Source organism: Chitinimonas lacunae, assembly GCF_042650885.1.
Lineage (GTDB): Bacteria > Pseudomonadota > Gammaproteobacteria > Burkholderiales > Chitinimonadaceae > Chitinimonas_A > Chitinimonas_A lacunae.
The window spans coordinates 2682312-2705928 of record NZ_JBHSBU010000001.1 but is presented as its reverse complement, the minus strand read 5'-3'; the positions used below and the strand labels follow the sequence as shown (position 1 = coordinate 2705928).

Genomic DNA, 23617 nt, shown 5'->3' with positions numbered 1-23617 from the left:
ATGCTGCTTTGGTTGGCCGACTGGCTCGGCGATTCGATCCGTGCCTTCAATGTTTTCAGCTACATCACGCTGCGCGCCGTGCTGGCCACGATGACCTCGCTGTTTATCTCGTTCCTGCTCGGACCGTGGGTGATCCGCAAGCTGACCGAGCTCAAGGTCGGCCAGGCCGTGCGCGACGACGGCCCGCAGACCCATCTGGTCAAGGCCGGCACGCCCACCATGGGCGGTACGCTGATCCTGCTGTCGATCGGCCTCACCACCTTGCTGTGGGCCGATCTGAACAACCGCTTCATCTGGCTGGTGCTGCTGGTGACCCTGGGCACCGGGGTGATCGGCTTTATCGACGACTACAAGAAGGTGGCGCTGCGCAATCCGGCCGGGCTGTCGGCGCGGGCCAAGCTCGCCGGTCAGTCGGTGCTGGCGCTGGCGGCCGGCTGGTATCTGTGGCACAGCGCGCCGTCGCCGACCAGCTTCGAGCTGATCGTGCCGTTCTTCAAGCACGTGGCCTATCCCTTCGGCCTGTTCGGCTTTATGGTGCTGACCTACTGCGTGATCGTCGGCACCTCCAATGCGGTCAACCTGACCGACGGTCTCGACGGTCTGGCCATCATGCCGACCGTGATGGTGGCCAGCGCCCTGGCGATCTTTGCCTATGTGGCCGGCAACGCCAAATTCGCCGCCTATCTGCTACAGCCCCATATTCCCGGCGCGGGCGAGCTGACCGTGTTCCTCGCCGCCATGGCGGGCTCGGGGCTGGGCTTTCTCTGGTTCAACGCCTATCCGGCCGAAGTGTTCATGGGTGACGTCGGCGCCCTGGCGCTGGGGGCGGCGCTCGGCACGGTGGCGGTGATCGTGCGGCAGGAAATCGTACTGTTCGTGATGGGCGGAGTGTTCGTGATGGAGGCGCTGTCGGTGATGATCCAGGTGGCCTCGTTCAAGCTCACCGGCAAGCGGGTGTTCCGTATGGCGCCCTTGCATCATCACTACGAGTTGAAAGGGTGGAAGGAAACCCAGGTCGTGGTGCGGTTCTGGATCATCACCATGCTGCTGGTGCTGGCCGGGCTCGCCACCTTGAAGCTGCGCTAACGCCAATACGACGAGGGAACGGATATGCAATGGGCCGGTAAACGGGTGACGGTGGTAGGTCTGGGCGCCAGCGGTCTGGCGGCGGCGCGCTGGCTGGCGCGGCGTGGTGCCGTGGTGACAGTGGCCGACAGCCAGGAGCGCCCGGCCAATCTCGATGCCCTGCGTGCCGCCCTGCCCCAGGTCGAGACCCGGCTCGGCGCCTTTGGCGAGGCGACCTTTGCCGAGGCCGAGCTGCTGGTGGTCAGCCCTGGCGTGCCGCTGCGCCAGCCGGCGATTGCCGCAGCGCTGGCGCGCGGCATCGAGGCGATCGGCGATATCGAAGTATTCGCCCGCAGCGGCGTCGGCGGCCGGGTGATCGCGATTACCGGCTCCAACGGCAAATCCACCGTGACCGCCATGGTCGGCGCGATGTGTGAGGCAGCCGGGATGGTCACGGTGACCGCCGGCAATATCGGCCTGCCGATCCTCGATGTGCTGTCCGAAGTCGAAGCCGAAGTGCGGCCGCTGCCCGATGTCTGGGTGCTCGAACTATCGAGCTTCCAGCTCGAGACCACCTATAGCCTGGCGCCCGATGCCGCCACGGTCCTCAATGTCAGCGAGGACCATCTCGACCGTTACGATTCGATGCTGCATTACGCCAATGCCAAGAGCCGGATCTTCGAAGGCTTGGGCGCCATGGTGCTCAACCGCGAAGACGGCTACTGCCGTGGCATGGCCCGGCCGGGTCGTCAGGTGTTCTGGTTCGGCCTCGATGCCCCGCGCTCGCCCAGCGAATACGGCCTGCGCCGCGCCGGTCCCGATACCGAGCTGGTGTGCGGCGACTTTGCCCTGCTGCTGACTTCGGAGCTGCCGCTCGCCGGCCTGCACAACGCCGCCAATGCGCTGGCGGCGCTGGCGCTGACCCGGGCGATCGGTCTGCCCACGCTGCCGCTGGTGGCGGCGCTCAAGCAGTTCAAGGGACTGCCGCACCGGGTCGAACTGGTGGCCGAGCGCGAAGGCGTCAGTTACTACGACGACTCCAAAGGCACCAATGTGGGCGCCACCGAAGCCGCGCTCGAGGGAATGAACCGCCCGGTGGTGCTGATCGCCGGCGGCGACGGCAAGGGCCAGGATTTCACCCCCTTGGCCGACGCCTGCCGTGGCAAATGCCGCGCAGTGGTATTGATCGGCCGCGATGCGCCGCGTCTGCGCGAAGCCCTGGCGCCGGCCGGGGTGGAACTGATCGATGCCGCCTCGATGGAAGAGGCGGTCAGGCTGGCCAGCCGTGCCGCCCGCTCGGGTGATGCCGTATTGATGTCGCCTGCCTGCGCGAGCTTCGATATGTTCCGCAACTATGGCCACCGCGCCGAAGTGTTTATCGCGGCGGTCAAGGCGCTATCCCCATGAATTTCTTTACCCAGGCGTTCCGTCAGCGCCCGCCGATGCTGGGCTACGACCAGGCCCTGATCTGGGCGGTGCTGGCCTTGCTGTCGATTGGTCTGGTGATGGTCTACTCGGCCTCGATCGCCATGGCCGAGGTCGATCGCGACACGGGCTTTCGTTCCACCTATTTCCTGCTGCGCCACGGCATCTTCCTGGCGGTCGGCCTGCTCGCTGCACTGGTCGCCTTCCAGATACCGCTGCGCACCTGGCAGCAATACGCGCCTTATCTGTTTCTGATCGGGGCTTTTCTGCTGGTTCTGGTGCTGATGCCCGGCATCGGCCGTGAAGTCAACGGCTCCAAGCGCTGGCTGTCGCTGATGGTGGTGAACTTCCAGCCGTCCGAAGCGATGAAGTTCTGCGTGGTGCTGTACGCCGCCGACTACACGGTGCGCAAGGCCACCTATATGCACAGCCTGATGAAGGGTTTCTTCCCGATGGCGCTGGTGATGCTGATCACCGGCGGGCTGTTGCTGGCCGAACCCGATTTCGGCGCACTGGTGGTGATCACGGCGATTGCCATGGCCATCCTGTTCCTGGGCGGCTTCGACTGGCGGCTGTTTGCCGGACTCGTGCTGATCCTGGTGCTGGGCTTTGTGGCCATGATCGTGGCGGCGCCTTATCGCTACCAGCGACTGATCGGCTTTATGGACCCGTGGGCCGACCCCTACGGTAAGGGCTACCAGCTCAGCCATTCGCTGATCGCCTTCGGTCGCGGTGAATGGTACGGGGTGGGACTGGGCGGCTCGGTCGAGAAGCTGTCCTATCTGCCCGAAGCCCATACCGACTTTCTGATGGCCATCATCGCCGAGGAACTGGGCTTTGTCGGCGTGGCGCTGGTGATCTGTCTGTTTGCCTGGCTTGCCTGGCGCGCCTTCTCGATCGGTATGCAGGCCGCGCGGCTCGAACGCTACTATGCCGCCCTGGTCGCCCAGGGTGTCGGGGTGTGGATCGGGGTGCAGTCGGTGATCAATATGGGCGTGAACATGGGTCTGTTGCCGACCAAGGGCCTGACCTTGCCGCTATTGTCGTTCGGTGGTTCCGGCATCGTGATGAATCTGGTGGCGCTGGGCGTCCTGCTGCGCTGCGACTGGGAAAACCGGCAACTGATGCGGGGCTACACCGTATGACGGCGCGCACGGTTCTGGTGATGGCAGGCGGTACGGGCGGCCATATCTTCCCGGCGCTGGCCGTGGCCGAGGCGCTGCGGACACGCGGCTGGCATCCGGTGTGGCTGGGGGCTTGCGGCAAGATGGAGGCGAATCTCGTACCTAAGTACGGAATTCATTTAGAATTGCTTCCGGTGTCCGGTGTGCGTGGCAAAGGTTTTGCACGTTTTTTGAAGTTACCGTTCGAGCAATTCAAGGCGCTGCGTCTGGCACTAGCGGTTCTGCGTCAGCACCAGCCAGCGGCAGTGATCGGCTTTGGCGGTTTTACCGGTTTTCCGGGCGGCGTGGCCGCCTGGCTGACCGGCCGGCCTTTATTGATCCATGAACAGAATTCGGTAGCCGGCCTGACCAACCGGCTGCTGGCGCTGCTGGCGCGGCGGGTGTTGACGGCTTTCCCGGGTGTGTTTGCCCATCGGGCCGAGCTGGTCGGCAATCCGATCCGCGAGGAAATCCGCCAGGTGGCGGCGCCGGCGGCCCGCTTTGCCGGCCGCAGCGGTCCGCTGCGGCTGCTGGTGGTCGGCGGCAGCCTGGGCGCTGCCGCGCTCAATGAAGCCGTGCCGCGTGCCCTGGCCCGTCTGCCGGCCGATACGCGACCGCAGGTGCGTCATCAGGCCGGCGCCAGCCAGATCGAGGCGCTGCGCCGGCACTATCAGGAAGCCGGCGTCGAGGGCGACTGTGTGGCCTTTATCGACGATATGGCCAGCGCCTATGCCGAGGCCGATCTGGTGATCTGCCGTGCCGGCGCGCTGACCATCTCCGAGCTGGCGGCCGTCGGGGTGGCCTCGGTGCTGGTGCCGCTGCCGCATGCCGTGGACGACCACCAGACCGGCAACGCCCGTTATCTGGCCAAGGCCGGTGCCGCCGTACTGCTGCCGCAGGCCGAGGCCACGCCCGAGCGGCTGGCTGCGCTGCTGGCCGAACTCGACCGGGCGCGCCTGCTGAGTATGGCTGAAGCCGCCCGTGGTCTGGCCCGGCCCAATGCCACCGAAGCGGTGGTACGGGCCATCGAAGAACTTTTTGCCAAGCCCCGGCAGTCGGTCTAGACCGCGCCGGGCATCGTTGATGTAGCCATGAGACACAAAGTCAAACGCATCCATTTCGTAGGCATCGGCGGCGCCGGCATGAGCGGGATCGCCGAGGTGCTGCTCAATCTCGGCTTTGAGGTCTCGGGTTCCGACCTGGGCGAGAGCGCCGTGACGGCGCGGCTGCGCCGGGCCGGCGCCCAGGTCCATATCGGCCACGATGCCGCCCATCAGGCCGCGGCCGATGTGGTGGTGACCTCGACGGCCGTGAGCGGCGACAACCCCGAAGTGCAGGCGGCGCGGGCCCGGCAGGCTCCGGTGATTCCGCGCGCCATGATGCTGGCCGAGCTATTGCGTTTTCGTCAGGGCATCGCGGTGGCGGGCACCCATGGCAAGACCACGACGACCAGCCTGATCACCTCGATCCTGGCCGAGGCCGGGCTTGATCCGACCTATGTGATCGGCGGCCTGCTCAACGCCGCCGGCTGCAATGCCCGGCTGGGGCAGGGCGACTTTATCGTGGTCGAGGCGGACGAGTCGGATGCCTCGTTCCTCTACCTCAACCCGGTACTGGCGGTCGTCACCAATATCGACGCCGACCATATGGATACCTATGGCCATGACTTCTTCCGTCTGAAGCAGGCCTTCCTCGACTTCCTGGGCCATCTGCCGTTCTACGGCCGGGCCGTGCTGTGTCTGGACGACCCCAATGTCCGGGCCGTGCTGCCGATGGTGGGCAAGCCCGTGACGACCTACGGAGTCAGCGCGGACGCCATGCTGCGTGCCGAAGCCATCGAGGCATTGCCGGGTGGCCGGATGCGCTTTGATGCGGTGTGGTGCAATGGCAGCGAGCAGCGGATGGCGATCGAACTCAACGCCGCTGGCCATCACAACGTGCTCAACAGCCTGGCGGCCATCGCCGTGGGGCTGGAAGTCGGTGCCTCGCCCACTGCGATCTGCAAGGCGCTGGCCGAATTCGGCGGGGTGGGGCGGCGTTTCCAGCGTTATGGCGAGATTGCCCTGCCGCAGGGCGGTACTTTTACCCTGGTCGATGATTATGGCCACCATCCGGCCGAAATGGCGGCTACCCTGGCGGCCGCGCGCGGGGCCTTCCCGGGCCGACGGCTGGTGCTGGCCTTCCAGCCGCACCGCTTTACCCGTACCCGCGACCTGTTCGAAGACTTTGTCCGGGTGCTGTCCAGCGTCGATGCCTTGCTGCTGACCGAGGTCTATTCGGCGGGCGAAGCGCCCATCGTGGCGGCCGACGGCCGTGCGCTGGCGCGGGCGGTGCGGGTGGCCGGGCGCGATCCGGTCTTTGTCGAGGATGTGGCCGAGCTGCATCGGGTGGTGCTCGAGCAGGCGCGCGACGGTGATGTGGTGCTGACCATGGGTGCGGGCTCGATGGGTGCCGTTCCTGGCCGACTGGTCCAGGCGGCTGGTTAAGACATAGGCATACGGATAATACGGATAGAGACGAATGAAACAGTACGGCAAAGTAGCGGTGGTTCTGGGTGGCCAGTCGGCCGAGCGCGAAGTGTCGCTGATGAGCGGCGCCGGCGTATTGGACGCCTTGCGGGCGCGCGGCGTGGACGCCCATCCCTTCGACCCGGCCGAACAGCCGCTCGAGGCACTGAAGCAACAGGGCTTTGACCGTGCGTTTCTGATTCTGCATGGCCCGATCGGCGAAGACGGCACGATCCAGGGCGCGCTGGAATTCCTCGGCGTTCCCTACACCGGCTGCGGCGTGATGGCTTCGGCGCTGGCGCTCGACAAATTGCGCACCAAGATGCTGTGGCGCGCCTGGGGGCTGCCCATCCCCGATTTCGAGCTGCTCGATGCCGACAGCGATTTCGCCGCCGTCGAGGCCCGGCTTGGTCTGCCGCTGTTTGTGAAGCCTTCCAACGAAGGCTCGAGCATCGGCGTCACCAAGGTGAAGGAGGCCGGTGGTCTGCGCGCCGCTTACGAGGCGGCGCGTCGTTACAGCGAGACAGTTCTGGTCGAGCGGTTCATCGGGGGCGGCGAATACACCGCCTCGGTGCTAGAGCGGCCCGACGGCAGCCTGCAGGTGCTGCCCTCGGTGAAAATCGAGCCGGCGGTGGAGTTCTACGATTACGAAGCGAAGTATTTCCGCGACGACACGGTCTACCATTGTCCGAGTGGGCTGTCGCCTGAGCGTGAGGCTGAAGCGGCCCGGCTGGCCGAACAGGCCTTCCGCGCGCTCGGCTGTCGTGGCTGGGCCCGGGTGGATTTCCTGACCGACGAGGCAGGTGCCATCCATCTGCTTGAAGTCAATACCGCACCGGGCATGACCAGCCACAGCCTGTTCCCGATCGCCGCGCGCCAGGTCGGCATGAGCTACGAGGACCTGGTGCTGGCCGTGCTCGATACCAGCCTGCCGGCCGCCGGCCGCTGAGCGAAAGGAAAATGCTGTCGTGTGGGACCGCCCGCAGCTCCTGATGTGGCTGGCCAATCTGCTGACCGGATTGGCCGTGCTGCTGTTTCTGTATGCCGCGTTGCTGGTGGTGATCCATTCGCCGCTATTCCCGGTACGCCAGATCAAGGTCGAAGGCAGCCTGGAGCACGTGACGCGCGAGCAGTTGCAATACATCGTCAAGAACGAGCTAAAAGGCACCTTTTTCACGCTCGATCTGAACAAGACCCGGCAGGCGTTCGAGAAGCTGCCGTGGGTGCGCAAGGTCAATCTGCGCAGGCGCTGGCCCGACCGGCTCGATGTGACGGTCGAAGAACATGTGGCGCTGGCGCGCTGGGGATCGGTCGGACTGGTCAATACGCTGGGCGAGCGCTTCGATGCCGCCAGCAACGACCCGCTGCCGGTGCTCGAAGGGCCCGATGGCAGTGAAGGGGAACTGGCACGCGGCTATGTGCGTTTCCGCGATCTGTTGAAGCCCATCGGCAAACAGCCGAGCCACGTCTGGCTGTCGGCGCGGCGGGCCTGGCGGGTCGAGCTGGACCGCGAACTGGTGGTCGAGATCGGCCGCGATGAGACCGAAACCCGTCTGCGCAAGTTTGTTGACGCCTATCCGCGCACGCTGGCGCTGATTCAGCGCCCGGTGGAATACGTCGATCTGCGCTACCCGAACGGGTTTGCGGTGCGGCTGCCGGGTTTCGTGCCGCCCAAACCGCCGCCGCCCGATAATCAGGGCGCGGCCTGAGCGCTGTGGACAGCGCCAACGAGACACGGAAGTTTTGGAGAGTCACGGTGAGCAAACCGAAGGAAAGCAAGAACCTGCTGGTCGGCCTCGATATCGGTACGGCGAAGATTGTCGCGCTGGTGGCCGAGATTTTGCCCGACGGCCGGCTTGAAATCGTCGGCTTGGGCGAAGCCCCCTCCAAAGGGCTGAAAAAAGGCGTGGTCATCAATATCGAGTCGACCGTGGGCGCGATCCAGCGTGCCCTCGAAGAAGCCGAGCTGATGGCCGACTGCAAGATCCGCGAAGTCCTGACCGGCATTGCCGGCAGCCATATCCGCAGCTTCAACTCGCATGGCATGGTGGCGATCAAGGACAAGGAAGTCACCCAGGCCGATGTGGACCGGGTGATCGAAACCGCCCGGGCGGTCAATATTCCGACCGAGCACCAGACCCTGCATATCCTGACTCAGGAATTCATCATCGATGGCCAGGAAGATGTGAAGGAGCCGCTCGGGATGAGCGGGGTGCGGCTCGAAGTGAAGGTCCATATCGTCACCGGCGCCATCAGCGCGGCGCAGAACATCACCAAGTGCGTGCGCCGCTGCGGGCTGGAGATGAGCGATCTGATCCTGCAACCGCTGGCCTCGGCCTATTCGGTGCTGTCCGAGGACGAGAAGGAACTCGGGGTCTGTCTGATCGATATCGGTGGCGGTACCACCGATATTGCGGTGTTCTGCGAAGGGGCGATCCGCCACACGGCGGTGATTCCGATCGCGGGCGACCAGATCACCAACGATATTGCGATGGCGCTGCGTACCCCGACCAAGGAGGCTGAGGATATCAAGCGCGCCCATGGTGTTGCATTGCGGCAACTGGCCGATCCGTCGCAGATGATCGAGGTGCCGGGCGTGGGCGAACGCGGTCCGCGCCAGATGAGTCGTCAGACGCTTGCTGAAGTCATCGAGCCACGGGTCGAAGAGTTGTATACGCTGGTACAGGCCGAGTTGCGTCGCTCGGGCTTTGAGGAACGACTCAGCTCGGGCATCGTCGTCACCGGCGGCTCGGCCCAGATGCAAGGCATGGTGGAGCTTGGCGAGGAGGTATTCCATATGCCGGTCCGCCTGGGCGTGCCGCAGTATGTGGGTGGCCTGGCCGAAGTCATCAAGAATCCGCGCTATTCGACTGCGGTCGGACTGTTGCTTTTAGGCAAGCAGCAGATGCAGCGCAACCAGCTTGCCCGTCTCCAGGGCGGCAGTCTGGGTAGTCTGATCGAACGTATGAAAACCTGGTTGCAAGGCAATTTCTGAGAAGGTGCGGAGGGTGGTCCGCGCCGTTCGAGGGTCCGTTTCAGTCTTTAGGCACACGAGGAGAGCAACATGCCTATTTCGTTCGTAGAGGTGGCGCAAGACATTGTGCCGGTCGCCAAGATCAAGGTGATCGGCGTGGGAGGCTGCGGTGGCAACGCGGTAGACCACATGATCGAGTGCAATGTCCATGGCGTCGAATTCATCTGCGCCAATACCGATGCCCAGGCGCTCAAGCGCAATCGGGCAGAGAACCTGGTGCAGCTCGGCTCCAACCTGACCAAGGGTCTGGGTGCCGGTGCCAATCCGGAAATCGGCCGCGCCGCCGCCGAGGAAGACCGGGAACGTATCTCGGAGCTGATCGAAGGCGCCGATATGCTGTTTATCACCGCCGGCATGGGCGGTGGCACGGGCACCGGCGCTGCGCCCATCGTGGCCCAGATCGCCCGGGAACGCGGCATCCTGACCGTTGGGGTCGTCACCCGGCCGTTCAGCTTCGAGGGCAAGCGGCAAAAGGCCGCTCAGGCCGGTATCGACGAGCTGTCCAAGTACGTCGATTCGCTGATCATCATCCCCAATGACAAACTGATGCAGGTGCTGGGCGAGGACATCTCGTTCAAGGACGCCTTCAAGGCCGCCGACGACGTGCTGCGCGGCGCCGTGGCCGGCATCGCCGAAATCATCAACTGCCCCGGTCTGGTGAACGTCGACTTTGCCGACGTGAAGGCCGTGATGACCGAAATGGGCATGGCCATGATGGGCTCGGCCCTGGCCGAAGGTTCCGACCGCGCCCGGCTGGCGGCCGAAGCTGCCGTGGCCAGCCCGCTGCTCGAAGACGTCAGCCTCAACGGCGCGCGTGGCATCCTGGTCAATATCACCGCCGACTTCAGCCTCAAGATGAAGGAAGTCCATGAAGTGATGGACACGGTGAAGTCCTACGCTTCCGACGACGCCAAGATCATCTTCGGTACGGTGATCGACGAAACCATGGGCGACAAGCTGCGCGTGACGTTGGTGGCCACGGGCCTGGGCGGTCGCGAAGGCAAGCAGGTGCAACCCAATCTGCGCGTGGTGACGCGCACCGGCACCGACGACGTCGGGGCGACCGACTACGACCAGTACGATTCGCCGGCAGTGTGGCGCGGTCGTCGTGGCGGTATGCCGGGTCCGGCCAGCGACAACGCCCGGCCGGGTCTGGGCAGTGGCGATATGGATATCCCGGCCTTCCTGCGCAAGCAGGCCGACTGAGGAACAGGCCATGCGGGCGAAGGCGGGAGCGTCGGCTCCCGCCCGCTCTCTATCGCGCCGATCGCCAGGTTCAATCAGGTGGCGGTGTGTGGCATGGCAAAATAGCCGCTTTCTTTTTCTCGACAAGGCCGTTCATGATTCTGCAACGCACCCTGGCCAATACGATCCGGGCCATCGGCGTCGGACTGCACTCGGGAGAAAAGGTCGAGCTGACCCTGTCGCCCGCCCCGGTCGACAGCGGCATCGTGTTCCGCCGCGTCGATCTTGGCGAGGGCGTTGCGCTTAAGGTTGGTCCGGATCTGGTCAACGACACCCGGCTCTCTTCCACGCTGGTCAAGGACGGCGTGCGGGTGGCGACGATCGAGCATCTGATGTCGGCCTTTGCCGGACTTGGCATCGACAATGTGGTGGTCGATGTCACGGCGAGCGAAATGCCCATCATGGATGGCAGTGCCGCGCCGTTCATCTATCTGGTCCAGCAGGCGGGCGTGGTCGAGCAGAAGGCCCTGAAGCGCTTTGTCCGGGTCAGGAAGACGGTGACGGTCGAGGATGGCGACAAATGGGTGCGGTTGACGCCGCACGAGGGCTACAAGGTCCGGCTGACGATTGAATTCAACCACCCTGCATTCAAGAAGTCAGCCCAGTCGGTCGAACTCGATTTCGCTCACACCTCGTATATCAAGGAAGTGGCGCGCGCCCGCACCTTCGGCTTTATGCACGAGGTCGAATATATGCGCACCAATAACCTCGGCCAGGGCGGCAGCATGGAAAACGCCATCGTGCTGGACGAGTACAAGGTGCTCAACCACGATGGCCTGCGCTACGAAGACGAGTTCGTGCGCCACAAGGTGCTCGATGCGATCGGCGATCTGTATATCCTCGGCTATCCGCTGATCGCTTCGTTCGAAGGCTTCAAATCGGGTCATGCGATGAATAACCGGCTGCTGCGGGCGCTGCTGGCCGACTCCGAAGCCTACGAATTCGTCAGCTTCGACGACCCCGACCTCGCGCCGCCGGCTTTCCACCGGTTGCAGTGGAGTGCGATCTGATACCGATCCTCGTCGGTCTTCAGCAACGCTGATCTCTCCACCAAGCCGGCGCGTCCGTCGCGATGCCGCCTACCGCATCGTAGGGCGGGTGGTCTTGGATATCTCGATAGGATCGCTGACGATTCTGGCTGGAAATATTCATTTTTGACTATTTCCAGTTCTGTATCTTGCGGACAGTTTTCCTGTTTATTGTATTTTTCTGGTTTCAATACAGGGCCGCCCTGGCGGGGCGGCTTTTTTATTGGGCTGGCGTCGTGATGCTGACCTTCACTGCCTGCTCGGCTCCAGGCAGCCACAGAGAGAAGTCTTGCGCGTTGAGCCAGCGGGCTTGCCCGGCCTACTCGGCCGGCGTGGCTACTGAACATTCACCGTGACTGCCTGATCGCGCTCAGGCAGACGCAGAAACAGCTTGTTGTCATCGAGCCACCAGTCGAGCGAATCGAAGCGGGCCGGAATAGGGGCGGCTTGCTCGCCCAGGGTCAGTAGATAGTCCTTGTCGCCAAGTCGCAGCTTTACTTGGCCCTGCTCGTTGACTGTCCAATCGCTGGCGCCCAGTGAAGGCAGTATCCGGTTCAAGGCGCGGAAGGCGGCGTGCCAGGTGGCCGAGCGCCGGTCCGCTTGATAGGGAAGCCGCCGCAGCTCGCTGAGATTGCCCATGCCATCGCGCGCCATCAGATAGAACACATATTCCGATTTCTCCTCCAGACGGCAATCGGCCAGCTCCGGCCGGTTGACGGCCAGCGTGGCCGGCCGACCGGCATCGAGCGCCAATTGGTAGGTGGCGCAGGGGAAATGCCCGCTCAGTTGCGCCGGTCGGCGTGGTGCCCGCTGCCCTTGTTTAAGCAGCAAGCCGTACAGCTCGACCGGTTCGTCGGCCGTGACCTGAACGGTCTGACCCAGGTTTTCCAGTCGGGTCAGTTGCGGTGCGCGGCGGTCGGTCGGGTCAAGCGGCGCGGCCTTGAGCGGCAGCGTCAGCACGGAGGGCGCGTTGGCGAGCTTGCGGCCTGTCACGTCCGTCACGGCGATATACAGGTGGCTGGGCTTGCTACCCGCGCTCGGGGTGATATTCAGGGTGACGGCATACTCGGTGCGGCCATCGCTGCGCAGCCGTGGTTCGCCGACGTGGCGCAGCACCTGGGCCGAGCCGACGATCTGTTCGAAGCTCGGGGCGGTCGTGCCGGGCTTGGGGGCCAGCGGGTAGGCCAGGAATGGCTGATCCACCATCAGGGAGACCTGGTACTGGTCAAGCGCGCCGAAGCTGATCTGCTGCGGGGCTTGCAGCAGACGCGCTGGTTGCCTTGGGCGTTCGAGGACGGCGCTGTGGAGGGTCGGATCGGCCCGACCTGTCGTATCGTCGATTGCGGCATAGAGGCGCCAGTCCTGCTGCGGGTCGAAATCGGGGCAGGGGCCTGGCTGGCTGGGCGATTTATCGCTGGCGGCAGCCGGGTCGAGGGGGACGGTCCCGTCGCCATGGCGCGGCAAGTCGCGCTGGAGGACGCAGTCCTCCGCAAACTCCCTTCTGCGCAACGCCTCGCCTTGCTGTGGAGCCGGCCGGTCGGCGCGGCGCAGCAGCAGATTGACCTTGCCCGGCAGGCGGTTGAGCTGGAGCCTGACCTCGGGCAGCGGCGAATAGCGGCTGGTCAGCAGGGCAAACGCTTCGATCTTGAGTGGCCGGCCATCGTCGAGCTGGGGCGGGAAGGCGGCTGCACGGATCGGGCCGGTCTTGCCGTCCTCGTCTTCGACCATGGCATAGACGGTCCAGGCTTGATGGGACCGGTACAGCTCGCACCGGGTCGGCGCCAGCCAGACCTCAAGGCTGCCGGAGCGCTGATCGCTGATGACGCATTCGCCGCGCGCCAGTGCACCCTGAGACCGGGTCATCTCGGCCCGCGAAAGCGGGGCGGGCCGGTCGGAGGGGCGGATCAGCAGATGAATCCTGTCGCTGGGCAGTTGCAGGGTATAGCGGGCGATCTGGCGGGTCTGATCGACTTCCAGCGCAGCGAAATCGACCGGATCGGCCGCCAGCACCCCGGTGCCGCTCAGCGCCCAAGCCAGTGCCAGCGGGCGCAGTCGCGCCAGCGCCTTGTCGGACATCGAATACTCCTTCACGAATAGGCCTCACCAGGCCAGCGCCAGACAGCGTTCCGCTGCTGACTGCCTGGCCGTGGCACCTCAAGCAGGCGCCAGGTGGCAACGATACGATTTGTTTTGTCCTATTACTAACTATTTTTAATCTATATGTTTGCTTGTCTTGATAATAATGGTCCTTTATTTTTAATATTTTCTATGGGCAGCAAGCTGTCAGGCAAAAGCGCTGCGGCCAGTGCCAGGAAGGCGGCTGTCTGTGCTGTCCTGGCGGGACGGCTTGTCTACTCGACCATCACCGTGACGGCCTGTTTGCCCGGCGCCAGCGCCAGATAGAGGTGCTGGCCGTCATACCACCAGGATTGGCCGTAATGCTCGGCCGGAACAGGCAGGGCTTGCTCGCCGAGCCGGAGACGATGGGCGATGCCACCCAGATCAGGGTGAAGAGACCCTGGGCATCGACCTGCCAGGTCTCGTCGAGCGTCGGCAGCAGCGTGGCCATGGCGGATAGAGCCGACGTCCAGGCCGATGAGCGGCTGGCCGGCTGGTAGGCGATCTGGTGCAACGCTCCATAGACCCCGCGCCGTTATTGAGCGCCAGATAGGCACTGGCACGGACGCTTGGGTCAAACCCCGGGCAGGCTGCGCCGTCCGTCACCAGCACCAGCGGCTGCCGGGCATGGGAAACGACGCGGCTCAGCGGGCAATAGCGCGAAAACCCCAGCAAGGTGCTGACGAGTACGCTGAGACGCATGACTCCTCCCAGAAAACTGCTTTGGGAATGGATAGGCCGGGCTGGCGTGGCCAATCCCACTGTTTGAGCCGGGGAATTATCGGAATATTGGCGCGCCGACACCTTGGTACAAATGGCCGATGGGACCGGTAAAAGTACCTGGGGAAAGGGCGGTTCAGGACGGATGGGCCGGAGCCACCTGACCGGGGCTCCATGCTGTACGGCAATCGTGCGCCCCCGGTCGAGTGACCGGGTGGGCTTTACATGCGCGAGACGCTGCGCAGTTCTTCGAGAATGCTATGGAGCGAGGCTTCGACATTGAGGCCCCGGTCGAACATGGCGATGGTGTCTTCGACTGCCAGACGCACCGTATCGGTGATCACCCGCTCCTGGCCTTCGGTGAGGCCGAGAAACACGAATTCCGACTCGATCTTGTTGATCAGGCTGAACAGCCGCTCATTGGTGGCACCGCGTTGGCGGCGATAGCTTTCCTCGAACTGGCTGATGGCCTGCTCGACCTTCTGCGCCGCCTTGATAATGGCGGCCCCGCGCTGCCGCGTGCGGTCCTGGGCGTCGAGCGTCTCGGCGCGGGCGTTGACCCCTTCGACCACGATGGCCAGATGATCGCGCATCCGGCCGGCGCGGTCTTCGTCCTGGATCGGCATATTCTTCACCAGCAGCGAAGCCCACTGATAGTTGATGGCCAGGCGGTCGCGGAACTGGAACATCCTGCCGGCCAGCATCGACTTCTCGATGATCGACACTTCGAGCGGCGAGGCCGGACCGCTGCGGCCCCACGACAGCGGCACGCCGCTGCCGCGAATCTGCACATTGGCATCCAGCCCCCATTCGGTTGAGGTATGGATGGCGATCTCGGCCAGTTCCTTGGCCGTATTGGCCTGACAGCAGCGCCGCAGCGCCTCCATCGCTACTCCGACCTCACCCAGGCTGGTCATGATGCTGAGCGCCGTGGTCTCGGCGCTTTGCTTGGCGTGGGCCAGCTCCTTGCGGCGCCGGTCGACTTCGAGCACGGCGCCGACCTTGGCAATCAGCTCGGCGGCATCGATGGTCTTGAGCACGAAATCCTGGCCGCCGGCATCGTAGGCCTCGAGCCGGTGGTCGAGCGTGTCATGGGAGGAAATGAACACCACGGGAATGGTGGGTTTGTCGCGCTTCAACTGGCGACATAGATCGTAGCCGCTGCTGCCGGGCATCTCGATATCGAGCAGCAGCAGATCGGGACAGTTTTCTTCGATGCGTTGCTGAGCCGTTTCAGCATCCGAGGCCATGGTCACCTCGTAATGAGGCGCCAGTAGGGCAGACAGTTTTCGCAATACGATAGCGTCGTCATCGACGACCAACAGCTTGGAGCGCTCCATCTCATCTTCTCGCCAAGGTGGACAGACGGCCGGGCAAGGCCGTGACATACGCCTTCACCATAGTCCAGATTCCAGGCCACGCCAGCTCAGGCGGAAACACTGTTGTCGGCTTATGAAACAATAAGAAAAAATTAGGAAAAACGTTTGCTGGATGTAGAGCCGGAAACAGACGAAATGGAATAAATAATTATTCCATAATCCATTTTTTCCCCGGCCTTAGCGATCACGCCATTTGATCGAACAACCGATACTGGGGAGCTGTTCCTGCGGGCCGGTGCCGAGCATGGCGATCTGTTTCATCGCTTCGAACAGCTCACGGCGGGCATCGGCCGGCGCGGGCTGGCGGCCCGAGGCATCGAGCCGGCCACGGTATTGCAGCCTGAGGTCGGCATTGAAGCCGAAGAAGTCGGGGGTGCAGACGGCGCCGTAGGCGCGGGCGACCTGCTGGCTTTCGTCGAACAGATAGGGAAAGCTGAAGCCATACGCCTTGGCATAGGCTTTCATATGCTCGAAATCGTCCTCGGGATAGTGGGACGGATCGTTGGAACTGATGGCCACGCTTTTGATGCCGTAGGTCTCCAGTTCGCGGCAGGTGGCTACCAGCCGGTCGCGGATCGCTTTGACATAGGGGCAGTGGTTACAGATAAACATCACCAGCAGCCCGCTCGGACCGCGCACGTCGGCCAGGCTGTATTGGCGGCCGTCGGTGCCGGGCAGCAGGAAATCGGCGGCGGGACGACCGAAGTCGCAAAGCGGTGTGGTGAGGCTGACCATGAGGAATAGGGCTAAGAATGTGGTCCGGCGCTATTATTGCGCACTTTCTTGCTTACTTCGCCATCATGCCGCGCTTTTTCGTCGATCTGCCGCTTGTTTCCGCCACTCGCTTCGATCTGCCTGAAGAGGCAGCCCGCCATGTCCAGGTGCTGCGGCTGCAACCGGGCGAGCCACTGACCCTGTTCAATGGCCACGGTGGTGAATACGCGGCAGTGGTGGTCAAGATGGGCAAACGCCATGTGACGGTGGAAGTGGGCGAGCCCGATCCGGCCAGCCGCGAGTCACCGCTTGCGCTGACCCTGGTCCAGGCGCTGTCGGCGGCCGAGCGGATGGACTACACGGTGCAGAAAGCCACCGAATTGGGGGTCAGCCGCATCCAGGTCGTGCAGTCAGCCTACTGCGCCGTCAAATTGGGTGCCGAGCGGCTCGAGAAGCGACTGGTCCATTGGCAAGGCGTGGCCCGCGCCGCCGCCGAGCAGTGCGGTCGCACCCGACTGCCGGAAATCGTGGCCCCGCTGCGTTTTGCCGACTATCTGGCCAAAGCCCCTGCTGCCGACCTGAAATTGCTGCTGTCCCCGATCGAAGGCCGCCGACTCGACGCCCTGCCGCAACAGGCCGCTTCCGCCATCGTGCTGATCGGCCCGGAAGGCGGCTTCTCGGCGCAGGAAGAAGCCGACGCCCGCACGGCCGGCTTTATGCCCTTACTGCTGGGTCCGCGCATCTTCCGCACCGAGACGGTTGCTCCGGTGATTGCCGCGTTGTTGCAGGCGAAGTACGGCGACTTCTGAGCCTACTGGTTGTATTCACAAGCCCGGTTGATCGGGACCAGTTCAAACTGGCCTTGCTCCAGCCGGCCTTTCAGGTGCGGATAAGCCGACTCGACATAGGCTTTGGCCTGCTCGAAGTGCTGGGAATAATCCGTAACCAGCCTCTTACCTGAAATCCTGAAATCGAAATGGGTGAAATACAGAACCTTGCCAGCTGGAACATGGAAAGCTGGAGCTTTCTGTGACCCGCAAGGGGTGAATATTTCCTGGCCTCGCCCACTCCAGGCTGAGGCGACAGTCAGGGCCAACGTGTCCGGCGCCTTGATCTTGTTGAGGGTGAATCCGTTCTGGCTGAAGGCGGCGACGGTATTTTTCGCCACTACCCAGTTTCGAATAAATTGGCCGTCTTCCAGACTGCCGGAGCTCATAAGGAAGTGGTAGTTCGCTGGGGCGCCGAATACGATAACCGACTCGTCTGTCCAATTGGGAACGGTATTTTTGTCGATATAAGTACCTGCACAACCGGATAGCAACAGGCCAGTCAGGGAAATAAATAGAGTTTTCTTCATGATGAGTGAAATGAAAAGGGACGGATCGGCTGGCCTCCCGTCGCATTACGAGGGGCACCGCCTTATAAAAAGGCTACCTTGACAGGCTATTGGAGGCTTCGGAGCGGGCAACGGGCAAGACGCCGCCGGTCAGGTCGCATTGGAGGACAAAACTTAAAAAGCTATGCAATAAATGCATAGCTTTTTAGCTTATGGCTAGATACTGATTTGATGTATAAAATTTTAGCTATGCGTTTTTCTGATGGCTCAGGGCCAATTCTATTGCCAGCTCGACCGCCTTATGCAGGCTACCCGGATCGGCTTTCCCGCTGCCCGCCAGATCGAGCGCCGTGCCATGGTCGACCGAGGTGCGGATCATGGGCAGACCCAGCGTCAGATTGACGCCCTGACCGAAGCTCGCGTGCTTGAGCACCGGCAGACCCTGATCGTGGTACATGGCGAGTACCGCGTCGCCTCGGGCGAGCTGGGCCGGGTTGAACAGCGTATCGGCCGGTAAGGGGCCGATCAGTTCCAGCCCTTCTGCACGCAAGGCGGCGAGGGTGGGTTCGATGATGTCGATTTCCTCGCGTCCCAGATGACCGCCTTCACCGGCATGTGGATTGAGACCGGCCACCAGGATACGCGGCCGCGCCAGGCCGAATTTCTGGCGCAGGTCGGCGTCGAGGATGCGTAAGGTGCGGCTCAGCGAGGCCGGCGTAATGGCATCGGCCACCTCGCGCAGCGGCAGATGGGTGGTGGCGAGCGCGACCCGCATGCCGCCGCCCACCAGCATCATCACTACCTGTTCGGTATGGGTGCGGGCGGCCAGATATTCGGTGTGACCGGTGAAGTCAGGGTGGCCTGCTTCGACGATCACGCCCTTATGGAGCGGAGCGGTCACCAGCGCCGAGAATTCACCGCTCAGGCAGCCGTCGATGGCACGGTCGAGCAGGCCCAGCACATAGCCGGCGTTGGCGTGGTCAAGCCGGCCGGGATGGCTGGGGGCCGCCAGCGGACAGTGCAGCACGGCCAACTGGTCGGCGGGCCAGACCAGACCCGGGGTGTAGTCGATCAAGCGCGGCGCGGCGCCGCAGGCGGCGGCGCGCTGTTGCAGCAGATCGCGGTCGCCCAGCAGTAGCAGCGGGGCGCCGAAGCGGGTCGGGTCGAGCAGGGCGCATAGCTCCGGCCCGATACCGGCCGGCTCGCCGCTGCTGAGGGCAATCGGCCGCAATCGGCTCACTTCTCGACCAGCCGCAGATCGACGTAGGCCCGGTCACGCATCTGTTTGATCCAGTCTTCGTACTGTTCGTCGGCTTTACGGTTGCGCAGCTCGTTCATGGTACGGGCACGGCGGCGCTCGTCGGTGACGTCCTGGGTGCGGCGTTCCTGGACTTCGATCAGGTGCCAGCCGAATTGGGTGCGGACCGGTTCGGACAATTGCTTGAGCGGTACCGACTCGACCACCTTCATAAAGTCGGGGTCGATCGGATCGCCCGGGGCGAGCCAGCCGAGGTCGCCGCCACGCTGGGCGGTGCCGTCCTCGGAATAGGCCTTGGCCTGGTCCTCGAACTTGGCGCCTTTTTGCAGGCGCTCGCGGATCTGCTCGATGCGCGCCAGGGCGTCGCTGTCGGAAGTCAGCTCATTGACCTTGACCAGAATATGGCGGGTGCGCGCCTGCTCGATGATTTCGCGGGCGTCGCGGCTCTTCTTGTCTTCGAGCTTGAGAATATGGAAACCGGCCGGACTGCGCAGAATCGGGGTGCTCTGACCCGGCATCAACTGGTCGAGTGCCTGGAGGAACAGGCCAGGCAGCCGGCCGGCCGGTCGCCAACCCAGCGCGCCGCCCGACAGGCTGTCGGGCGCTTCGGAGAAGGTGGCTGCCACTTCGGCAAACGGCTTGCCCGCCGCGAGTGCCTTGGCGGCCGCCTCGGCGCGGCGCTGCTTGGCACTGATCTGCTCGGGGCTGGCGCCTTCGGGCAATTGGATGGCGATATGCGACAGCTTGTATTCGAGTTCGACCGTGTCGCCGCCTTCGGTTTTCTGTTCCTTGAGGAACATATCGACTTCGGCGTCGCTGACGAAGACCCGGCTATCGATCTCGCGCTCGCGCAGTCGGTTGACCACCAGTTCGGTGCGGATCTCGTCGCGGAAACGGGCGAAGTTGCCGCCGTCTTTCTCAAGCGCGGCGCGGAACTGCGGTACGGTCAGCCGGTTCTGCTCGGCGATGCGCTCGACCGTGCGGTCGAGCTGCTGCTCGTCGATCCGCAGACCGGTTTCGAGTGCGAAATCGAGCAGCACCCGTTCGGTCACCATCCGCTCGAGCACCTGGGTGCGCAGCACATCCTGCGGCGGGGCGGCGACTTTCTGCTGCTTGAGGTTATGCACGACATTGTCGATGCGCTCGGCCAGTTCGCGCTCGGTAATGACCGATTTGTTGACGACGGCCACCACGCGGTCGAGCGTAACCGGTTCGGCAGACAGCGGGGCGGCGAAGGCGGCCGCCAGCAGGGCGGCGACAAGACGTTTGGACGCGAACATAAGACCTTAATTGAGCTTGGTGTAGCCGGGAATGCGCTCTTTGAGCACTTGCAGCGGATTGGAACCGAGGCGTCCGATATCGTTCAGCTCAAGCTGGAGGAACCACTTGCGCTGATAGGTATTGCTCGACGTCACGAAACGCTGGCCGACGAGCCGGAACACCCAACAACCGCCATTGTATTCAAGGCCGCCCAGCGTCTCCAATGTCCGTCCGGCGGTAATCGAATGGTTGTAGCGGGCTACCCCGTACCAGTTGCCGCCCAGCGGCCACTGACCGGATAAATCGATCTGCTCCAGATAGTTACGATCGGGCCGGTTGACCCGCACATTGGTGTCGGGAATCAGGCGGTTCAGTTGATAGCGCACATTGAACAGCTTGTTGTCGCCCGGCTGGTAACGGATGTTGAAACCGACCTTCTGCGAGCGCGAGGTGTTCCGGTCGTACTGCCAGCCGGCATCGAGCCACCAGTCGTGCAGCGGCTGACCACCCACGGTGGCGATGATATCGGACGCCTTGAAGTCGACATCCTTTTCCGAGGCATTGGGGTCGTTATTGAGCCAGACCCGGCGCGGATCGAAATAGTAGCGTCGCCCCACGGCCACCCGCAGCCGCTCGATTCCGCTGTCGGCTTCGAATATCCGCGAAGTCAGCGCCACGGTGAGCTGGTTGGCATCGTTGATCCGGTCAGAACCGGTGAACTGGTTCTCGCTGAACATCTGGGCGGTATTGAAGTCGGTCTGGGCCGAGTCGAACAGCGGAATCCGCCGCTGATCGCGGTAGGGAATATGGACGTAGTAGAGCCGCGGTTCGAGCGACTGTACGAGAGCCGTGTCCTTCCAGCTGAAATCGCGGTCGAAGAACAGGCCGGTATCGAGGCTGGTGATCGGCATGGTGCGGGTGGTGCGCCGGTCCCAGCCTTGTTGGTTGGCATCGATCCGATACTGGGTATGGTGGATGCCGACCTTCGGGATAAAGAAGCCGTAGGGCGCCGTCAGGGGCAGCGACAGCGATGGATAGGCCAACAGCCGCTCGCCCTGCACCTTGCTGGTATGGTCAAAGCGGGTCAGTTCGCTGTTGAGCTGGGCCTGGACCGGTCCCAGCATCGGCGGGGTGGCGTTGAACGACAGTTGCGGCAACCGGGCGTAGGGCTCGTCGATACGCCGGTTCGGATCGGGTTCTTGCAGCGTCTGATATTGCTCGCCGCGCAACTGCACGTTGTACCACGGCCCCAGATAGGTCAGGCTGCCCAGTCGTGGCAGATGGCGGGTCGAGGCAACGGCCAGCCGGTCGCCGAAGTCGCTGAAATAGTAATTGTCCGAGGCTTTCTGTAGATCGGCGTTGAAGAACAGCTGTGGCATCAACTGCTGGCTGTGCACCCAGCGGTAGGCAAAGCGGCGGTCGTTGATCCGCAGCCGCTCGTCGCGCTGGGGATCCTGCGGGTCGAACGCCAGCCGCGGGGCATTGGCCTTGCGGTCGCGGCCGATGAGGCCAAAGTCGAGCTGGCCGGCGTAAGTGGTATTGAGATAGCGGAATTCGTTGTCGAGCAGCACGCCGCGCTTGCTCATCAGACGCGGCGAGAAGGTGGCGTCCATATTGGGCGCGATATTCCAGTAATAGGGCAGGGCGATTTCAAAGCCGCGCGAGTTGGTGCTGTTATAGCTCGGCGCCAGAAAGCCCGATTTGCGCGCCCCATCGAGCGAGAAATCGAGATAGGGCAGATAGAGAAACGGCACGCCCTTGAATTCGATGGTGCTGTGGCGGGCGACCCCGACATTGCGGTTGTAGTCGAGCTGGAGTTCACGCGCGGTGATGAACCAATCGTCCTGGCCCGGCTGGCAGGTGGTGAAGCGGGCCTGTTGCAGCGCGTAACGCTCCGGTCCCTGGAACAACAGACGCACCGCATCGCCACGGCCCTGGCGCGAGCCCAGCTGATAGACCGGGCTTTCGAGCGAGCCTTCGCGGCGGGTGCGGAACAGATGGAGCGCCCCGCCTTCGAGCACGTCCTTGTCGCGGGTCAGCCGGGTCTTGTCGCCGGCGCGCAGTTCATCGGTTTTCTTGAACAGCTTGATCCAGTCGGCTTCGAGTTTTTCGCCTGTGCGGGTAACCACGGCACGGCCGCTGGCTTCGACGTAATCATCGCTTTTACCGAACATTTCATCGGCTTCGACATGGGTCGGGCCTTCTTCGGCAGCGTGGGCAGAGGCAAAGGCGGCGCTCAGGGCAAGGAACAGGGGAAGCGGGCGGAATCGCGGCATTGGTCGGGCCGTGCAGACTGGAAGCGCGCTAAAATCGCACACTTTAACGCCAATGACAACGCACGCGATGGACCGTTACGCCACGATGCAAGCCTGGCTCAGCGAAACGCTGGGCGGGGCGCGCCACACCCTGTCCGACCCGATCGGCGATGCCAGCCAGCGCCGTTACTTCCGCCTGCGGCTCGACGACGGCAGCACGCGCATCGTGATGGATGCCCCGCCCGAGCACACCGATTGCCGCCCATTCATTCAGGTGGCGGCACTGCTGGCCCCGGCCGTGCGCGTGCCGCAGATCCTGGCCCGCAATCTCGAAGCTGGCTTTCTGCTGCTGTCCGATCTGGGCGACACCGACTACCAGACCGCCCTTGCTGCCGCCGACGAGACCGAAGCGGCCAGACTCTACCGCGCCGCCCTCGACAGCCTGGTCGCCCTACAGACCGCGGCGGGTGCCGAGCAGTTGCCGCGCTATGACGCCACCGCCCTGGGCGTCGACCTTGACCGCTTTCCCGAATGGTTTATCGGCCGCCATCTGGGCCAGACGCTCGCTGAAGCCGATCTGGCCGCATGGCAGCGTTGCCGGGCGGTGCTGCTGTCGCGTCTGGCGGCCCAGCCACCGGTGCTGGTGCATTTCGACTACCACAGCCGCAATCTGCTGACCGGCGAGCAGCCCGGCGTGATCGATTTTCAGGACGCCCGCTACGGCCCCGCCATCTACGATCTGGCCTCATTGCTCAAGGATGTCTATACGGTGCGGCCCGAGGAATTCCGGCTCGATCTGGCAATCCGCTACTGGGAAGCCGCCCGCCGGGCCGGGGTCGCGCTCAGCGACGATTTCGGCGAGTTCTACCGTGATTTCGAATGGACCGGGGTCTACCGCCATCTGCGTACCCTGGGCACCTTTGCCCGACTGGCCCATCGCGACGGCAAGACCCGCTATCTCGACGATATGCCGGTGGCGCTCGACTATCTGCGTGAAACCTGCGCCCGTTATGTGGAGCTGCACCCGCTCTACAAACTGATCAACAGGCTGACCGGCTTTAGCCCGGCGGTTGGCTATACCTTTTGAGCGGGCCGGACCGCCAGGGTCCG

General features: G+C 63.6%; 20 protein-coding genes. 12 read left to right on the top strand and 8 right to left on the bottom strand.

Annotated elements, in window-relative coordinates:
- The 10 genes from mraY (at position 1) to lpxC (ending at position 11449) form a co-directional block, all read left to right on the top strand.
- Entirely contained in the window at positions 1-1086 is a 1086-nt protein-coding gene (mraY, locus tag ACFOW7_RS11435; RefSeq protein ID WP_378164263.1) for a phospho-N-acetylmuramoyl-pentapeptide-transferase, read from the top strand.
- Between the two features lie 24 nt (positions 1087-1110).
- Entirely contained in the window at positions 1111-2472 is a 1362-nt protein-coding gene (gene murD / locus ACFOW7_RS11430; RefSeq protein WP_378164261.1) for a UDP-N-acetylmuramoyl-L-alanine--D-glutamate ligase, read from the top strand.
- Positions 2469-3635 (top strand): putative lipid II flippase FtsW, encoded by a 1167-nt coding sequence (gene ftsW / locus ACFOW7_RS11425; RefSeq protein WP_378164259.1) that lies wholly within the window; start codon positions 2469-2471, stop codon positions 3633-3635. The genes murD and ftsW overlap by 4 nt, the downstream gene beginning before the upstream one ends.
- Entirely contained in the window at positions 3632-4717 is a 1086-nt protein-coding gene (murG, locus tag ACFOW7_RS11420) for an undecaprenyldiphospho-muramoylpentapeptide beta-N-acetylglucosaminyltransferase (RefSeq protein WP_378164257.1), read from the top strand. The genes ftsW and murG overlap by 4 nt, the downstream gene beginning before the upstream one ends.
- A 27-nt stretch (positions 4718-4744) precedes the next feature.
- Positions 4745-6139: a UDP-N-acetylmuramate--L-alanine ligase gene (gene murC / locus ACFOW7_RS11415; protein WP_378164255.1), complete on the top strand. Its 1395-nt coding sequence runs from the start codon at positions 4745-4747 to the stop codon at positions 6137-6139.
- A gap of 34 nt (positions 6140-6173) precedes the next feature.
- Positions 6174-7109 carry a D-alanine--D-alanine ligase gene (locus tag ACFOW7_RS11410; protein WP_378164253.1) on the top strand — a complete coding sequence of 312 codons (936 nt, stop codon included), beginning with the start codon at positions 6174-6176 and terminating at the stop codon, positions 7107-7109.
- Positions 7110-7128: 19 nt separating this feature from the next.
- Complete coding sequence (locus ACFOW7_RS11405; RefSeq protein WP_378164251.1) at positions 7129-7869, top strand: cell division protein FtsQ/DivIB; 741 nt, start codon at positions 7129-7131, stop codon at positions 7867-7869.
- 47 nt (positions 7870-7916) lie between these two features.
- On the top strand, positions 7917-9155 hold the full coding sequence (gene ftsA, locus ACFOW7_RS11400) for a cell division protein FtsA (protein WP_378164249.1): 1239 nt from the start codon (positions 7917-7919) through the stop codon (positions 9153-9155).
- A 75-nt stretch (positions 9156-9230) separates the two neighbouring features.
- Entirely contained in the window at positions 9231-10400 is a 1170-nt protein-coding gene (ftsZ, locus tag ACFOW7_RS11395) for a cell division protein FtsZ (RefSeq protein ID WP_378168020.1), read from the top strand.
- 137 nt (positions 10401-10537) lie between these two features.
- On the top strand, positions 10538-11449 hold the full coding sequence (gene lpxC / locus ACFOW7_RS11390) for a UDP-3-O-acyl-N-acetylglucosamine deacetylase (protein ID WP_378168018.1): 912 nt from the start codon (positions 10538-10540) through the stop codon (positions 11447-11449).
- Between the two features lie 354 nt (positions 11450-11803).
- Here lpxC and ACFOW7_RS11385 read toward each other — a convergent pair whose 3' ends face one another.
- The 4 genes from ACFOW7_RS11385 to ACFOW7_RS11370 all read right to left on the bottom strand — a co-directional run bounded on the left by ACFOW7_RS11385 (position 11804) and on the right by ACFOW7_RS11370 (position 16419).
- Entirely contained in the window at positions 11804-13543 is a 1740-nt protein-coding gene (locus tag ACFOW7_RS11385; protein WP_378164247.1) for a hypothetical protein, read from the bottom strand.
- A 286-nt stretch (positions 13544-13829) separates the two neighbouring features.
- Positions 13830-14036, bottom strand: a complete 207-nt coding sequence (locus ACFOW7_RS11380) for a hypothetical protein (protein ID WP_378164245.1) — start codon at positions 14034-14036, stop codon at positions 13830-13832.
- Positions 14037-14526: 490 nt separating this feature from the next.
- Positions 14527-15645, bottom strand: coding sequence for a response regulator (locus tag ACFOW7_RS11375; RefSeq protein WP_378164243.1), 1119 nt, complete (start codon positions 15643-15645; stop codon positions 14527-14529).
- 216 nt (positions 15646-15861) lie between these two features.
- A complete protein-coding gene (locus ACFOW7_RS11370) occupies positions 15862-16419 on the bottom strand; it encodes a thioredoxin family protein (protein ID WP_378164241.1) in 558 nt (185 codons plus the stop codon).
- Positions 16420-16436: 17 nt separating this feature from the next.
- On the opposite strand from ACFOW7_RS11370, the gene ACFOW7_RS11365 reads away from it, so the two are divergent.
- Positions 16437-17207 carry a 16S rRNA (uracil(1498)-N(3))-methyltransferase gene (locus ACFOW7_RS11365; RefSeq protein ID WP_378164239.1) on the top strand — a complete coding sequence of 257 codons (771 nt, stop codon included), beginning with the start codon at positions 16437-16439 and terminating at the stop codon, positions 17205-17207.
- A gap of 2 nt (positions 17208-17209) precedes the next feature.
- On the opposite strand, the gene ACFOW7_RS11360 is transcribed toward ACFOW7_RS11365, so the two are convergent.
- The 4 genes from ACFOW7_RS11360 to ACFOW7_RS11345 all read right to left on the bottom strand — a co-directional run bounded on the left by ACFOW7_RS11360 (position 17210) and on the right by ACFOW7_RS11345 (position 22528).
- A complete protein-coding gene (locus tag ACFOW7_RS11360) occupies positions 17210-17755 on the bottom strand; it encodes a hypothetical protein (RefSeq protein ID WP_378164237.1) in 546 nt (181 codons plus the stop codon).
- Between the two features lie 226 nt (positions 17756-17981).
- Complete coding sequence (pdxA, locus tag ACFOW7_RS11355; RefSeq protein WP_378164235.1) at positions 17982-18974, bottom strand: 4-hydroxythreonine-4-phosphate dehydrogenase PdxA; 993 nt, start codon at positions 18972-18974, stop codon at positions 17982-17984.
- Positions 18971-20272: a peptidylprolyl isomerase gene (locus ACFOW7_RS11350; RefSeq protein ID WP_378164233.1), complete on the bottom strand. Its 1302-nt coding sequence runs from the start codon at positions 20270-20272 to the stop codon at positions 18971-18973. Before ACFOW7_RS11350 ends, pdxA begins: the two co-directional genes overlap by 4 nt.
- A 6-nt stretch (positions 20273-20278) precedes the next feature.
- Complete coding sequence (locus ACFOW7_RS11345; RefSeq protein WP_378164231.1) at positions 20279-22528, bottom strand: LPS-assembly protein LptD; 2250 nt, start codon at positions 22526-22528, stop codon at positions 20279-20281.
- Positions 22529-22595: 67 nt separating this feature from the next.
- Between ACFOW7_RS11345 and ACFOW7_RS11340 the strand changes: the two genes are divergently transcribed.
- Positions 22596-23594, top strand: coding sequence for an aminoglycoside phosphotransferase family protein (locus ACFOW7_RS11340; protein ID WP_378164229.1), 999 nt, complete (start codon positions 22596-22598; stop codon positions 23592-23594).
- Positions 23595-23617 lie beyond the last annotated feature (23 nt).

Coding starts and splice junctions, on each gene's coding strand:
- mraY (WP_378164263.1), top strand. CDS start 1: ATGCTGCTTTGGTTGGCCGACTGGCTCGGCGATTCGATCCGTGCCTTC.
- murD (WP_378164261.1), top strand. CDS start 1,111: ATGCAATGGGCCGGTAAACGGGTGACGGTGGTAGGTCTGGGCGCCAGC.
- ftsW (WP_378164259.1), top strand. CDS start 2,469: ATGAATTTCTTTACCCAGGCGTTCCGTCAGCGCCCGCCGATGCTGGGC.
- murG (WP_378164257.1), top strand. CDS start 3,632: ATGACGGCGCGCACGGTTCTGGTGATGGCAGGCGGTACGGGCGGCCAT.
- murC (WP_378164255.1), top strand. CDS start 4,745: ATGAGACACAAAGTCAAACGCATCCATTTCGTAGGCATCGGCGGCGCC.
- ACFOW7_RS11410 (WP_378164253.1), top strand. CDS start 6,174: ATGAAACAGTACGGCAAAGTAGCGGTGGTTCTGGGTGGCCAGTCGGCC.
- ACFOW7_RS11385 (WP_378164247.1), bottom strand. CDS start 13,543: ATGTCCGACAAGGCGCTGGCGCGACTGCGCCCGCTGGCACTGGCTTGG.
- ACFOW7_RS11380 (WP_378164245.1), bottom strand. CDS start 14,036: ATGGCCACGCTGCTGCCGACGCTCGACGAGACCTGGCAGGTCGATGCC.
- ACFOW7_RS11375 (WP_378164243.1), bottom strand. CDS start 15,645: ATGGAGCGCTCCAAGCTGTTGGTCGTCGATGACGACGCTATCGTATTG.
- ACFOW7_RS11370 (WP_378164241.1), bottom strand. CDS start 16,419: ATGGTCAGCCTCACCACACCGCTTTGCGACTTCGGTCGTCCCGCCGCC.
- ACFOW7_RS11365 (WP_378164239.1), top strand. CDS start 16,437: ATGTGGTCCGGCGCTATTATTGCGCACTTTCTTGCTTACTTCGCCATC.
- ACFOW7_RS11360 (WP_378164237.1), bottom strand. CDS start 17,755: ATGAAGAAAACTCTATTTATTTCCCTGACTGGCCTGTTGCTATCCGGT.
- ACFOW7_RS11350 (WP_378164233.1), bottom strand. CDS start 20,272: ATGTTCGCGTCCAAACGTCTTGTCGCCGCCCTGCTGGCGGCCGCCTTC.
- ACFOW7_RS11345 (WP_378164231.1), bottom strand. CDS start 22,528: ATGCCGCGATTCCGCCCGCTTCCCCTGTTCCTTGCCCTGAGCGCCGCC.
- ACFOW7_RS11340 (WP_378164229.1), top strand. CDS start 22,596: ATGGACCGTTACGCCACGATGCAAGCCTGGCTCAGCGAAACGCTGGGC.